General features: G+C 63.3%; 8 protein-coding genes, 1 tRNA gene, 2 rRNA genes and 1 pseudogene. 4 read left to right on the top strand and 8 right to left on the bottom strand.

Going from position 1 to position 13,903, the window contains the following annotated elements; translation table 11 throughout:
- From C471_RS17815 to C471_RS01470, 3 genes are all read right to left on the bottom strand, one after another.
- Positions 1-284, bottom strand: a 23S ribosomal RNA gene (locus tag C471_RS17815); the annotation flags it as partial.
- Positions 285-558: 274 nt separating this feature from the next.
- A tRNA-Ala gene (locus tag C471_RS01465) sits at positions 559-630 on the bottom strand.
- 139 nt (positions 631-769) lie between these two features.
- Positions 770-2,332 (bottom strand): 16S ribosomal RNA (locus tag C471_RS01470).
- An 823-nt stretch (positions 2,333-3,155) separates the two neighbouring features.
- Between C471_RS01470 and C471_RS01475 the strand changes: the two genes are divergently transcribed.
- Positions 3,156-3,716, top strand: coding sequence for a TATA-box-binding protein (locus C471_RS01475; protein ID WP_004046033.1), 561 nt, complete (start codon positions 3,156-3,158; stop codon positions 3,714-3,716).
- Between the two features lie 128 nt (positions 3,717-3,844).
- On the opposite strand, the gene C471_RS01480 is transcribed toward C471_RS01475, so the two are convergent.
- The 3 genes from C471_RS01480 to C471_RS01490 form a co-directional block, all read right to left on the bottom strand.
- Positions 3,845-5,041, bottom strand: a complete 1,197-nt coding sequence (locus C471_RS01480) for a Cdc6/Cdc18 family protein (protein ID WP_004046035.1) — start codon at positions 5,039-5,041, stop codon at positions 3,845-3,847.
- Positions 5,042-5,905: 864 nt separating this feature from the next.
- On the bottom strand, positions 5,906-8,158 hold the full coding sequence (locus C471_RS01485; RefSeq protein WP_004046036.1) for an NADP-dependent malic enzyme: 2,253 nt from the start codon (positions 8,156-8,158) through the stop codon (positions 5,906-5,908).
- Positions 8,159-8,267: 109 nt separating this feature from the next.
- Complete coding sequence (locus C471_RS01490) at positions 8,268-9,401, bottom strand: DUF7544 domain-containing protein (RefSeq protein ID WP_004046038.1); 1,134 nt, start codon at positions 9,399-9,401, stop codon at positions 8,268-8,270.
- Positions 9,402-9,525: 124 nt separating this feature from the next.
- Between C471_RS01490 and C471_RS01495 the strand changes: the two genes are divergently transcribed.
- Both C471_RS01495 and C471_RS01500 read left to right on the top strand, forming a co-directional pair.
- Positions 9,526-10,341, top strand: a complete 816-nt coding sequence (locus tag C471_RS01495; RefSeq protein WP_004046040.1) for a DUF7117 family protein — start codon at positions 9,526-9,528, stop codon at positions 10,339-10,341.
- Positions 10,342-10,396: 55 nt separating this feature from the next.
- Positions 10,397-10,624: a DUF7385 family protein gene (locus C471_RS01500; RefSeq protein ID WP_004046043.1), complete on the top strand. Its 228-nt coding sequence runs from the start codon at positions 10,397-10,399 to the stop codon at positions 10,622-10,624.
- A 30-nt stretch (positions 10,625-10,654) separates the two neighbouring features.
- Here the strand turns inward: C471_RS01500 and C471_RS01505 are convergent, their stop codons facing one another.
- Complete coding sequence (locus C471_RS01505; protein WP_004046046.1) at positions 10,655-12,331, bottom strand: MATE family efflux transporter; 1,677 nt, start codon at positions 12,329-12,331, stop codon at positions 10,655-10,657.
- 82 nt (positions 12,332-12,413) lie between these two features.
- A complete protein-coding gene (locus tag C471_RS01510; protein WP_004046048.1) occupies positions 12,414-13,526 on the bottom strand; it encodes a mechanosensitive ion channel family protein in 1,113 nt (370 codons plus the stop codon).
- A 78-nt stretch (positions 13,527-13,604) separates the two neighbouring features.
- On the opposite strand from C471_RS01510, the pseudogene C471_RS01515 reads away from it, so the two are divergent.
- Positions 13,605-13,814 (top strand): annotated as a pseudogene (locus C471_RS01515) (PAC2 family protein); the annotation flags it as partial.
- Positions 13,815-13,903: the final 89 nt, after the last annotated feature.

Below are 13,903 nucleotides of genomic sequence, written 5' to 3' on the forward strand. Positions count from 1 at the left end.
TTGTCAACCCGAACACCACATTGGTCCGAAGACCTTCGGTTTGGGCTGTGTCGCTTTTACTCGCGGTTACTCACGACATCGCTATTGCGTTCTTTTCCTTCCCTTACTGAGATGTTTCAATTCAGGGAGTTCCCTATTGCGCGTGGCAATTGTAAACGGATTCCGATTCGGAAACCTCGTGTTCTTTCCCTCCATGCGGGTCCCACGAGCTTTTCGCAGCTTGGCACGTCCTTCATCGGCTCTCGAGCCGAGCCATTCACCAGCTGGCACAGTAGCCAGTAGTGTGTCAGTCGATTCTATAACAGAACCGCTGACGGTGTCAAGTGACTAAATGTCACCCGACTGTATATGGTTCACTGACGTTCCACGAACTCGTATGAGTTCAGTGGACGTCTGGATCGCACGTATACACGGTCGTCATTGGATCACGTCCAGGCATGGAGCGTGTCCGTCGAACCCTTCCCATCCGCGGTTTCCCGGGATGGTGCATCGGTCGTCGTCTACCCAATCCGAATCGCGTCCCACACTTAAGGGGACGGATTCGGACCGGGGCTGACATGGACTCACTGGGATTCGAACCCAGGGCATCCTCCTTGCAAGGGAGGCACTCTACCGCTGAGCTATGAGCCCACCTTCCCNTGTGAACCGTGGTAGTTCGTCGGTGTCCAGGCCGGCGGGTGGGCGGACACGAGAGACCATGAATGAGTAGTGACCGTCTTGAAAGACGGTCGTAAGGTGAGCTCGCCCGGAAGGGCGAGTCTCGGGTCGGTGGAGGTGATCCAGCCGCAGATTCCCCTACGGCTACCTTGTTACGACTTAAGCCCCCTTGCGAAGCCCAGATTCGACGCGTGGAACGCGCCTCATCCGGACCTCACTCGGGTGCTTTGACGGGCGGTGTGTGCAAGGAGCAGGGACGTATTCACCGCGCGCTTGTGACACGCGATTACTACCGAATCCAGCTTCATGTGGGCGAGTTGCAGCCCACAATCCGAACTACGATCGAGTTTCTGAGATTACCGTCTCCTTTCGGAGTTGGAACCCTTTGTCTCGACCATTGTAGCCCGCGTGTTGCCCAGCACATTCGGGGCATACTGACCTACCGTTGCCCGTTCCTTCCTCCGTGTTGGCCACGGCGGTCTCCCTACTGTCCCCAGCCACTTCGCAGTGCTGCTGGCAAGTAAGGATGCGGGTCTCGCTCGTTGCCTGACTTAACAGGACGCCTCACGGTACGAGCTGACGGCGGCCATGCACCTCCTCTCTGAAGCTCGGATAAGGTCATCAACCTGATCGTCATTACTACAGTCGATGCTGGTGAGATGTCCGGCGTTGAGTCCAATTAAACCGCAGGCTCCTCCGGTTGTAGTGCTCCCCCGCCAATTCCTTTAAGTTTCATCCTTGCGGACGTACTTCCCAGGCGGTCTGTTTAGCGGCTTCCCTACGGCACAGCACCCACTCGTAGTGGGAGCCACACCTAACAGACATTGTTTACGGCCAGGACTACCCGGGTATCTAATCCGGTTCGAGACCCTGGCTTTCGTCCCTCACTGTCGGATCCGTCCTCGCGACGTGCTTTCGCCATCGGCGGTCCGTCCAGGATTACGGGATTTCACTCCTACCCCGGACGTACCCGTCGCGCCTTCCGGTCCCAAGCCACACAGTTTCCACCGGACGCCCACCCGTTGAGCGGGTGGATTTTCCGATGGACTTGTGCGGCCAGCTACGGACGCTTTAGGCCCAATAAGATCGGCCATCACTCGGGCTGCCGGTATTACCGCGGCGGCTGGCACCGGTCTTGCCCAGCCCTTATTCGTACNGGACGCTTTAGGCCCAATAAGATCGGCCATCACTCGGGCTGCCGGTATTACCGCGGCGGCTGGCACCGGTCTTGCCCAGCCCTTATTCGTACACCTCCCTACGGTGTACAAAAGCGCAGGCTCTATGCCTGCGCACTTGGGATTCCCTTATCGCACTGTCGTGCAGTGTAAAGGTTTCGCGCCTGCTGCGCCCCGTAGGGCCCGGAATCTTGTCTCAGATTCCGTCTCCGGGTTCTCACTCTCATGACCCGTACCGATTATTGGCACGGTGGGCCGTTACCCCACCGTCTACCTAATCGGCCGCAGCCACATCCTTCGGCGCCGGAGCGTTTGGCACAATCCTCATTCCAGCTGGATTGTGGTATGCTCTATTAGCCTCAGTTTCCCGAGGGTATGGAGCTCCGAAGGGTAGTTTGGCCACGTGTTACTGAGCTATTCGCCACGAGTCTAAACTCGTGCGACTAGCATGGCTAAATCGAATCCCAATAGCAATGGCCTCCGGCAGGATCAACCGGAATGTATAACCTCTGAGCCTGATTCCCGGCTCAGAGGGGTGTTGGCGGGTTTTGACTCACGATGAGTCAAAACACCATTGCATGGTCTATGTGGTGTCCGATTCACCCAGCGACCTGGATGACACCGAACTACCACGGCTCACATCAGATTTCCTCTTACGCCGGAGCGCAGGGGGCGAAATCCTCATNGATTCACCCAGCGACCTGGATGACACCGAACTACCACGGCTCACATCAGATTTCCTCTTACGCCGGAGCGCAGGGGGCGAAATCCTCATTCGGGTGAGTCGGCTGAACCAACTCTGCGAAACCGGGACGGATTGAACGTCCCGAGTCCGCGGTGCGTTCTTCGCGTTTCAACCGAACGGGCTTATACACTTAAGCACGTCGGAACGCTTCGACCGGCCACGGTGCGGCCGACCGTTGTCCCCCGCGCCGGGGGACCTTCGCATTCAACACGAATGCCGGGTTGTACTTAACCCCGTCGAACCATCGGCGCCACGTCATGCGTTTTCATTGAGAGCAGTTCGCACGAGGAGATCGAATTACCGGTTCACGAAACAGACGGAATATCGATCCGGACAGCTTGATAGACAATCCGAAAACGCCACGAACTATCAGAATATCATCATAGTCTTCATCGGTAATTGACGCGCGTGTCAAACTTGAAACTGAGACTGGTTCGTTGATCTCTGTCCGAGACTACCGGTGCGTCGTGGGTTCATGCATTCACAGAGGGAGGCCATGCGGCGCAACGGTCACCGACCGAGCGGTCGTTTATACCACGGGCGTTTATAAGGGAGGGGGACGCATATAAAAGCGAACGATGACGAACCCTGCAGATTCGATCGAGATCCAGAACGTAGTTGCATCGACGGGGATCGGCCAAGAGCTCGATTTGGAGGCGCTAGCAGAAGACCTACCGGGTGCGGACTTCAATCCCGACAACTTCCCGGGACTCGTCTACCGGACCCAAGAACCGAAGGCGGCCGCGCTCATCTTCCGGTCGGGGAAGATCGTCTGCACGGGTGCGAAGAGTATCGACGACGTCCACGAGGCGCTCGGGATCATCTTCGAGAAGCTCCGTGGACTGCAGATTCCGGTCGAGGACGATCCGGAGATCACCGTTCAGAACATCGTGTCGAGCGCAGATCTCGGGCACAACCTCAATCTCAACGCGCTCGCGATCGGGCTCGGGCTCGAAGACGTCGAGTACGAGCCGGAGCAGTTCCCCGGGCTCGTCTACCGGATGGACGAACCGGAAGTCGTGATTCTCCTGTTCGGAAGCGGAAAGATCGTCATCACGGGCGGGAAACGGACCGACGACGCGGAAGAGGCCGTAGAGGAGATCGTCGAACGGATCGAGGGGCTTGGACTACTGGGATAGCGGAACGGCCTCGGGGTGCGCTCGGATCGCGATCGAATTGCAGTGGAACGAAAGACGACGGAGGATAAGCGTCCGAATCGGCCGGGTTGGTCCGGCGGAAGTCGGAAGCGTTTTGCGGGCGGTTACTGTCATGAGTCTTCCGTCAGCACCTCTTTAACGACGCTCGGGTCCTCCAACAGCTGGTGTTTCGTGTAGCTTCCTTCCGCGCTCCCGCCACTGTGTTTCGACTGTTCGATGATGTCGAGGAAGGCGTGTTCCTTGAGGAGGTCACGGACTCGACGGAGCGAGAGGCTATCGGAGCCCTCCTGGCGACAGATGTTTTCGTAGATCTCGTACACACGGCTGGTTCGAAACCCGTCCTGACGACCGCCCGAAAGCGAGAGCAACGCGAGCGCCTGAAGCACGTATCGTGAGTGCGGCGTCGACCCACGGATAAGTTCTCGGAACCGGTCGGTCTCCGCGCGCTCGCGTGCCTGTGTGACGAATTCCTCTCTAACGGTTGGCTCGCCGTTGCTCTGAGCGATCTCACCCGCGTACCGCAGGATGTCGATGGCCTTGCGCGCGTCGCCGTGTTCGCGCGCAGCGAGTGCGGCGGCGCGCGGAATCGTCGACGGTTCAAGGACGTCGTCGTGGAACGCGTCCGCGCGTGCCTGCATGATCTCTCTGAGTTGGTTGGCGTCGTAGGGAGGGAAGACGAACTCGCGTTCACAGAGGCTCGATTTGACGCGCTCGTCCATGCGGTCCTTGTACTGGATCTTATTGCTGATACCGACCACTCCGAGCTTGCAGTCGGTGATTTTGCCGGCCTCGCCGGCCCGTGACAGCTGCATCAAAATGGCGTCGTCGTCGAGCTTGTCGATCTCGTCGAGAATGATGAGAACGACGTCGTACCGCTGGTCGAGGATCCGCCAGAGCCGCTTGTAGTACGTCGACGTCGAGAGCCCCTTATCCGGAACGTTGATCCCGGTAGCGTCGGGATCGTTGACCGCGTCGGCGATGGTTTGGACAGCCTGGGTCTCGGTCGTGTCCTGCGCGCAGTCCACGTACGCGAACGTCGCGTTGACGCCTTCCTCCCCCGCCGTCGAAACGAGCCGCTTGGAGACGTACTTCGCACAGAGGGATTTCCCGGTTCCAGTCTTCCCGTAGATCAGAACGTTACTCGGACTCTGACCGAAAATCGCGGGATTGACCGCCGTCGCGAGGTCGGCGATCTCGTCGTCGCGGCCGACGATCCGACCCTCTCCGGGGAGATGGCTGATCTCGAGGAGTTCCTTGTTCGCGAAGATCGGGTCCTCCCTGGTGAAGAGGTCGTCCGCTGCGTCCATGGGATCGACACCGGGTTTCCGGTGAAATGCGTTCCGCTTCGACCGCGGCGAAACGGTGTTTGAGAGACACACCGTGTTTCCGGTGAAATGGGGTGTGTGGGGTGGGGGACGGGGGGCGGTGGATGAGCTAGGGTGTGTATATAAACGAATGGAAATCCTCGAGAGCCAGGTTCACCGGAAACCCGGTGTCACCGGACTGGTCTAACCCGTTTCAGTACGATCAAACCCGCAGACAAGGCGGAAGCGGAGGAATACAGACAGGAATACAGACAGGAATACAGACAGGAATACAGACAGGAATACAGACAGGAATACAGACAGGAATACAGACAGAAACAGAGACAAGAACAGAGACAAGAACAGAGACAGGAAAACGAGATCTCGAAGACCGAAAGACAAGATCCCAGAGAAACCCAACGGAACAGGACACCGAATTTCCGATGAAAGCACCAGCCTTCTGCTCACGATAAGCGACCCAGGATCTCTTTTAGGCTTAATGAACTATACTCAAAACCCATTTATAATTCTTTCCTATTTAGAATGCAGTTTGAGATAATCCGATCGGGATCCGAAATCCGGTTTTACCGCCTCAGCCGGCCACCACAACGCACCCACCCCCGATCTACCCCATTTCACCGGAAACACGGTGTGTCTCTCACGGCGTGTCTCTCAAACAATCACGACCAGTCAAGTCAGCAACAGTCACTAACAGTCACTTCCTCAACTACCGGGTTGTTCGCCACGAAGAACGAGAAATCGAACGGCCTGTCGCCAGTGTCTCCGAGTATCACCAAGTACCTGCGAGTATCGCCAAGTACCGGCGAATACCCGAAATCACTCGACAAACGCACTCGAAGTCCGTTACTACTCCTGCGCGTCGACGACGGCCACGCTGGCCAGGTTGACGATGTCTTTGACCTCGTCGCCCCGTTGAAGCACGTGGACCGGCTCGTCCATACCGACCAGCATCGGTCCGATCGCCTCCGCACCGCCGAGCCGCTGGAGAAGTTTGTAACCGATGTTCCCGGCTTCGAGGTTCGGAAAGACGAGCACGTTCGCGGCCTCGTCGAGCTCCGAGAACTCGTAGGTGTCGTTGAGGATGTCGTCAACGACTGCGGTGTCGGCCTGCATCTCGCCGTCGACGGGGAAGTCGACCCCTTGGTCTTCGTGAAGAATTTCGACCGCATCGCGGGGCTTTCGAGTCCCCTCGTTATCGACGCTCCCGAAGTTGGAGTACGAGAGCACCGCTGCACGAGGCTCGACGTTAAATCGGCGGGCCAGATCCGCGGTATGACGCGTGATCTCCGCGAGCGTCTCCGCGTCGGGGTCTTGGTTCACCGTGGTGTCGGCACAGAAGATGACTCGATTTTTGAACGTGAGCATGTACACGCCGGCAACGGTGTCAGTGTCGTCCGCGGAGCCGACGACTTGTAACGGCGGACGGAGCGCCGACGGGTAGTGGTGAGTCAACCCCGTGAGCATCGCGTCGACGTCGCCCGACTTCACCATGACGCTCCCGAGATAGTTCGTGTCGCGTCGGACCAGCTCGTTCGCCTCTCGGCTGGTAATGCCGTTCCGCTTGCGGAGCTGGTAGAGCTGATCGCCGTACGCGGACACGTCGCGGGCGTTGGGATCGACGATCTCTGGCTGGAACGAGAGCCCGAGTCGATCGGCGGTTCGAGCGATCTCGTCGGCGTCGCCGAGCAGCACCGGCTCGGCGATCCCCTGCTCGGAGAGTTGGTAGGCCGCGCGGATCATCTTCTCGTCGGTCCCCTCCGCGAGCGCGATGCGCTTCGGGTCGTTTTTCGCCTTGTTCAGAACGACGCGCATCATCTCCCGGGACTTCCCGAGACGCGCTTCAAGCCGCTCTCGGTACTGTTCGAGGTCGATCTCGGTTCGTGCGGACCCGGATTCCATCGCCGCCTCCGCGACGCTCGGAGCCACTTCGAAGAGCACGCGCGGGTCGAGCGGCTTCGGGATCACGTAGTCGGGTCCGAACTGGAGCGGGTCGTCGCCGTACGCCTTCACGACCGCGTCCGGTACGTCCTTGCGAGCCAGCTCCGCGAGCGCCTCCGCGGCGGCTCGCTTCATCTCCTCGTTGATCTCCGTGGCGCGCACGTCGAGCGCGCCGCGGAACAGGAACGGGAACCCGAGCACGTTGTTCACCATGTTCGGGTAGTCGGACCGGCCCGTCGCCATGATCACCGTGTCGTCGCGGGCGTCCTTCGCGTCCTCGTAGGTGATCTCCGGGTCGGGGTTCGCCATCGCGAAGATGATGGGGTCCGACGCCATCGACTGGACCATCTCCTGGGAGACGATTCCGCCCACGGAGAGGCCGACGAACACGTCGGCGTCCTCCATCGCGTCGGCGAGGTCACCGCCCTTCCCCTCGCTGGCGAACTGACTTTTGTACTCGTTGACGTCGTCGCTCGCGACGCGCTCCTTGGTGATGATCCCGGAGGAGTCGCACATGGTGATGTTCTCCTTGCGTGCGCCGAGTTCGACGTAGAAGCGAGCAGTCGCGATCGCGGACGCGCCCGCGCCCGAGAACACGATCTCGATCTCGGAGAGGTCCTTCCCGGAAATCTCCGTCGCGTTCATCAGCGCCGCACCGGAGATGATCGCGGTCCCGTGCTGGTCGTCGTGGAACACGGGTACGTCCATCTCCTCGCGGAGCCGCTCCTCGATTTTGAAGCACTCGGGCGCCTTGATGTCCTCCAGGTTCACCCCGCCGAAGGTCGGCTCCATCGCCTTTACGGCCTCACAGAACGGGTCGACCTCCTCGATATCGAGCTCGATGTCGAAGACGTCGATATCGGCGAAGCGCTTGAACAGCACGCCCTTGCCCTCCATGACCGGCTTCGACGCCGACGCGCCGATGTCGCCGAGGCCGAGCACGGCGGAACCGTTCGAGACGACCGCGACGAGGTTCCCCTTCGCCGTGTACTCGAACACCGACTCGGGGTCCGCGGCGATGTCGCGACACGGCGCCGCGACCCCCGGAGAGTACGCGAGCGAGAGGTCTCGCTGCGTGTTCGTCGGCTTGGTGGTCTCGATCGCGATCTTTCCCGGCGGCTCCTCTCGGTGATACTCCCTCGCGTCGTCGTCCAGTCCCATGTCTCCCCCAATTCGGTAACGGAGTAAAAAGGTATGTGAACGCGTCGAATACTGATTCGACGTTCGACGATCCCCCGTGACAACCCTCGCCGACGATCTCGGAAGCCGCTCAGTCGCGATCGGTCGGCGGCCGATCGGCGCCGGCCGACGCCGGAGCGTCACCGGTCGAATCCGGATCGATGTCCGGGTGAAGAAGCCGCAGATCCGGGTCGATTCCGCCGATCGTGGCGACCTCGTACGCGATCAAGTACGAACGGGTCACGACGCTCACGGGGAGCGTTAACACGACCAGCGTCGCCACGGCGACGGCCGCGACGATCGCGACGGTCGCGATTCCGACGGCCGTGCTCGTCAGCGCGCCGAGGCCGCCGAGCGGAACGGCCGCGATCAGGAGCGCGCTCCCGGCGACTACGACGACCGCCGAACCGGCGATCACGAGGGCGATCCCCTCAACGACTGCGATTCCGACGGCGACGAAGAAGTGAACCGCGAGATAGACGACGAGGTCCGCCCACTCCCCGCTCACGGCGCGCCAGACCCGGCGCCACCCGGCGAGCACGCCGGTCTCTTCGAAAACCATCGTGGGAGCGACGAACTCGTAGGTGAGCCGGAGCGCGAGCGTCGCGAGCAGGACGACCGCACTCCCGAGGAGCCCCGCGGCGACCGCGGGACCGATCGAGAGCGATCCGACGGTCGCCGCGAACGAGTCGAGCGGTCCCCGGCCGATCGGCGTCTCCGCCGCGGCAGCCCCGAGAACCGCCACCGCGATCGGTCCGGCAGCGAGCGACCAGAGGGCTGCGGAGGCGACGAACAGCCCGGTCGCCTGTCGGAGTCGTCCGAGGAACGGCCGCCACAGTCGGACCTCGTTCGTCCGGAGCGCGTGGTAAAAGACCAGCCGAAGCGACAGCGAAACCACCGAGAACGCGACCAGGCCCAGGACCGCGACGACCCCGACGGCGGCGATCAGCCAATCGCTCGGCATCTCGGCCAGGAAGTTCGAAACGGCGTTCTCGAACGCCGCGACGCCGGGCTCCGTGCCGGCGACCCAGCTCCCGTAGGACCCCGAAATCCCGCCGATCAGGGCGTCGGGAGCCGCGGGACCCGATACGCCGGCGTTCGCGCTTCCGCCCATCAGGAAGACGAGGAAAGCGAGCTTCGCCCATCGAACGACGCTGAACGGGAAGAGGAACCGCCGAGTGGTCTCGACGGCGTCGTCCACCGCTTCGACGGCGTGCCAACCCATGTTCTCCGATTCACCGGGAGCGCATATATAATGTAACGGGCGACGGATACCCCTCTGACCCGATCCGGCCGTCCGCTATCCCCGACCCACAGCCCTTTACGCCGAACGCGACGAAGGGGATCGCATGAAGGTCCGCGGCGAACGGGAGTGTCGAGAGTGCGGCGCACGCTGGTCGTACTACGAGACGGGGTCAGTCGAGTGTCCCGACTGCGGGTCTCTCAGGAGCGTCGGCGTCGACGACCGGACCTCTCACACCGACTCGTCGGCGACGCTCGATCTCAGCACGCACCGTGTCCGGTTCGGAGACGCGCGCGGGACTCTCCCCGAGGAGGGCGTCGACGACCTCAAGGCCGATCTCCGCGAGTACGCCCGCAAGCGGGGGTTCATCCGCGGCGGCGAGCTGCTCCCGCTGGACGACACCTACCTCGCCGCCCGCGAGCTGCTGGAGGCGGTCGACCTGTACGACCGACTGCGCGACCCCACCGACCGCGACCGAGAGTACCTCCTCGCCCTGCTCGCCGGCGCCGACGACGGCGACCGGCCCGCGACCGCGGCGGTCCCTAGCTCTCTCCGCGAGGCGAGAGGGATGGCCGCGGTCCGCGCGGTCGACGAGTACCGGACCGACCTCCTCGCGTTCCTCGACGAACTCGACGAGATCGAGCAGCTCGAAGGCAGCGAAGCGGCGGGTGACGCCGACGCCTCCACCCCTACGGTCTCCGTCGCCGGCGACGACCGGCTCGCACGGATCGACCCCGCGCGAGGGCTCCTCGAACGCCTCCGTGACCGAGCGAAGCGCGTCGAGGCGCTCACGGGGGACGTACCGCCGGCCGCCGCCGACGCGCTCGTCGACGCCGCGGACGCCCTCGGCGAATACGTCAGGACCGGCGACGAAACCCTTCTCGACCGCGCTCGTGAGCGTCTCTCGGACGCCGGATCGTAATCACCGCTGATACTCGCGGAGTCACGTTCAACTGCCGGCGCGCGAACTCTGACGCATGCCGCGCTTCGACGTACACGACCACCGCCACGCGCTGAAACAGCTCAAAGACACGGGAGCGACGAGCCTCTGGGAGAACCGAAACGCCGTGGCCTGTCCGGTGTGTGACGCCGAGTTCGACCGCCTGTTCACCACCCGAGAGACGGGGACGACCTTCCCGGAGAGCGACGGCGCGCGATTCTGTCTCCTCCGCGACGAGGACGCGATCCACCTGTTCCGGCACTGACTCTCCTCCTTCTACCGGCGCGTTTCTCCCTCAGTCGTCGCCGGCGGGATCCACGCCAGGCGCCGGGTCGTCGATGTACCGCTCCGTCCACGTCCCGCGCGCGAACCACGCGACGGCGACGGTCGCCCCGAGGATGTTCCCGAGCGCCATCCCCACCCAGATCCCCGTCTCGCCCCAGCCGGCGATGAAGACGAGGTAGCCCACGCTGGCAACCCGGCCGACCCAGAGGGTGAGGATCGAGATCACCATCGCGGTCTTCGTGTTCCCGGCGCCCCGGAACGCGCCGAGGATGACCTGCGAGACCCCGATGAAGGCGAACTCGACGGACCGGATCTGCACGTACTCGACGGCGTACCCGATGGTCGCGGGCGCGTCGGGCACGTCGCCGAGGAAGGCGCCGACGATCGGCTCCGTGAACGTCACGGCGACGACCGCGACGAGGAACATCACCCCCGCCCCTGTCGACGCCGCGAGCTTCACCGAGCGCGCCGCGCGGTCCGCCCGGTTCGCCCCGAGGTTCTGCCCGACCATCGTGTCGATCGCGCGCCCGAGCCCCATCGCGGGGAGGAACACGAGCGAGATGAGTCGGTTGCCGAGGCCGTAGGCCGCGACGACCGGCGGCGAGAACGTGACGATCATCGCGGTGAGCGTGATCATCGCCAGCGCGCTCGTCGTCTGCTCGACGCTGGAGGGGAGCCCCAGCCGGAAGATGTCCTCGATGAACCCGAGGTCCGGCGTGAGGTGGCTCAGCGAGACGGCCGGACCAAGATCCGTCCCGAACAGGATCCAGATCCCGATCGCGGTGGCGACTCCCCGCGAGAAGATCGTCGCTATCGCGGCCCCCTCGATCCCGAACCCGGTGAACTCGGTGGCCGCGAGCAGGGACGCCTGAACGCCGATGGGATCGAGCGCCGCCACGAGCGGCACCGCCGCCAGCCACTCGAACAGGGGGTTCTCCGCGAACCCGAAGATGAGGAACGGATCGAGGAGCACGTTCAGGAACACCGAGACGACCATCACCGCCATCGGCGTCCGGGTGTCGCCGTAGCCGCGCATCAGCGCGGAGAACACGAAGAACCCGAACATCAGCGGGATTCCGGCGAAGATGACCTCCATGTAGTCGGCCGCCAGCGGGATCACCGTCGCCGCCGTGTCGGGGTCGCTCGGCAGAATTTCGAGCGCCGGTCGCGTGTAGAAGTACCCCGCGACGCCGATGAGAACCGACAGCACGGAGACGCTGAAGATGGTCTGGCCGGCGACGAGTCCCGCGGACCGGTCCCCGTCGGCGCCGGTGTACTGTGCGACGAGGATCGCCCCCGCGGTCGTGAAGCCGCCGGCGACCGCGATGAGCAGGAAGATCAGGGGGAACGCGAGGCTGATCGCGCCCACCGCCTCGGCCGACAACCGCCCGAGGTACAGCGTGTCGACCACGTTGTACATCACCTGTAACAGCTGGATGACGACGATCGGCCACGCGAGGTGGAACAGCGGCCGGATCAGGCTCCCCTCGGTGATCGACTCCTCCGACACCCGCTCGCCGGAGCCGCCGCCGGCTGCTTCTTCAGACGCGCCGCTAGTTGCGTCGCTCTCGTCCGTCTCGTCGATCGGTCCGTCGCCGTCACCGGTGGCACCGTCGCCGGGACCGGGACCGACGCCGCCGAGATCCGACGGCGACTCCGACGGATCTCCGGAGGGCTCGTCGCTCACTAACTTATAAGTGGGAACCTCGGTCTATCAGGCTTCCGGTTCCTCGGGACCGGGCGACACAGGGCGTGTCGGACGGGATCGGTCACCGATCGCCACCGGACTCGCTCTGCGTCCCGGATTCGCTCTGCGCCCCGGTTTCGGCTCCTGGCTTCCCCTCGGCCGAGATCGATTCTGCGGTCTCGTCGGGGGACCCGTTCTCGCCGCGGCCCTCCGGATCGGGCTTGTCGCCGGCGCGCTCGCCCTCCGGACGACCGTCTTCCGGGCCGCCGACCCGCGCGATTCCGGAGGTGTCGTCGAAGACGAGGTGGCGGTGCGGGTACGCCATCTCCACGTCCGCGTCCGTGAGCCGCTCGCGGATCCGGGTGTTCACGTCCGACTGGATCTTCGCGAGCTTGTACGGCTTCTTCACCCAGTACCGGAGGCGCAACAGGACGCCGTCGTCCCCGAACTCGTGGATCCGGCAGTCCGGACCGGCCATGTAGCGCGCGACGCCGATCCGGATGTCCGGGCCGCCGTCTATCACCGCGTCGCAGTCGCGGGCCGCGCGCTCGATGAGCCGCCGGGCCTCCGAGATGTCGCTCTCGTAGGTGACCAGCACGTCGATCGTCCGCCGGGTCCGCTCGTCCTCGGCGGAGTAGTTGGTCACGTCGCGCTCGCGCATCGTCCCGTTCGGCACGACGAGGAAGGTGTTGTCGAGCGTGAATATCTTGGTGTACCGGATCGTGATGTCCTCGACGAACCCGGTCGTCCCGTTCTCCAACTCGACCATGTCGCCGATCTCGAACGGCTGGTCCGCGAGGATGAACACGCCGTTGATGAAGTTCCCGACCAGCGGCGCGAGGATGATCCCGATCACGGCGGAGAAGACGGCGGTTCCCACGAGCAAGTCGGTGAATCGGAACCCGCCGGCCCAGAGGCCGACGAGCAGCGAGACCGCGATCGTCCCGACGCGAACGCCCCTGACGATCGTCTGCGCGACGCTCTGTCTCGACACGCGACGCGCGACGGGGCGGCCGATGAGCCGCACGAGGAACTTCGAGGCGAGAACGCCGATCACGACCGACAGGATCACGAGCAGCAGCCGTCCGCCAGCGGACCCGAAGACGCCGCGGAGCACGTCCGCGAACCGCGTGATCCAGTTCGCGATCGAGACGAGCGCTCCGGGCTGTGCCATAGCGAACCCGCCGTCGCCCATCGGAAAAAGGGTTTCTCCCGGAGCGCCGCCGTCGCCCGTTTGACCAACCACTAACACGTTCCCCGGCGAAGCGGACGTATGGCGAACTCACCACGCGACGGACCGTCCTTCAGTGTCACGCACGAATCCGACCCGAGCGACGTGCTCGTCGCGGGGTTCTCCTCGTTCGGGCTCGCCGGGTTGACCGCCGTCGACTACCTCGTCGAGAACCTCGATCTCGAACAGACGGGCCACGTCCGAGCCGAGGAATTCCCGTCGATCACGCCCTTCGAGAAGGGCCGACCGCGCCGCCACTACGAGGATCTGGCCGAGCGGATCGACGAGCGCGAGCCGGACGGGACCTACGATCGAATGTACATGTAGGACGCGGCTCTGAA

Origin of the sequence: Halorubrum saccharovorum DSM 1137, from assembly GCF_000337915.1 — an archaeon.
Taxonomy (GTDB): domain Archaea; phylum Halobacteriota; class Halobacteria; order Halobacteriales; family Haloferacaceae; genus Halorubrum; species Halorubrum saccharovorum.

What these genes read in the sequence shown, in the direction of transcription:
- C471_RS01495 (WP_004046040.1), top strand. Translation starts at nt 9,526, where the DNA reads ATGAAGGTCCGCGGCGAACGGGAGTGTCGAGAGTGCGGCGCACGCTGG.
- C471_RS01475 (WP_004046033.1), top strand. Translation starts at nt 3,156, where the DNA reads ATGACGAACCCTGCAGATTCGATCGAGATCCAGAACGTAGTTGCATCG.
- C471_RS01500 (WP_004046043.1), top strand. Translation starts at nt 10,397, where the DNA reads ATGCCGCGCTTCGACGTACACGACCACCGCCACGCGCTGAAACAGCTC.
- C471_RS01480 (WP_004046035.1), bottom strand. Translation starts at nt 5,041, where the DNA reads ATGGACGCAGCGGACGACCTCTTCACCAGGGAGGACCCGATCTTCGCG.
- C471_RS01490 (WP_004046038.1), bottom strand. Translation starts at nt 9,401, where the DNA reads ATGGGTTGGCACGCCGTCGAAGCGGTGGACGACGCCGTCGAGACCACT.
- C471_RS01510 (WP_004046048.1), bottom strand. Translation starts at nt 13,526, where the DNA reads ATGGGCGACGGCGGGTTCGCTATGGCACAGCCCGGAGCGCTCGTCTCG.
- C471_RS01485 (WP_004046036.1), bottom strand. Translation starts at nt 8,158, where the DNA reads ATGGGACTGGACGACGACGCGAGGGAGTATCACCGAGAGGAGCCGCCG.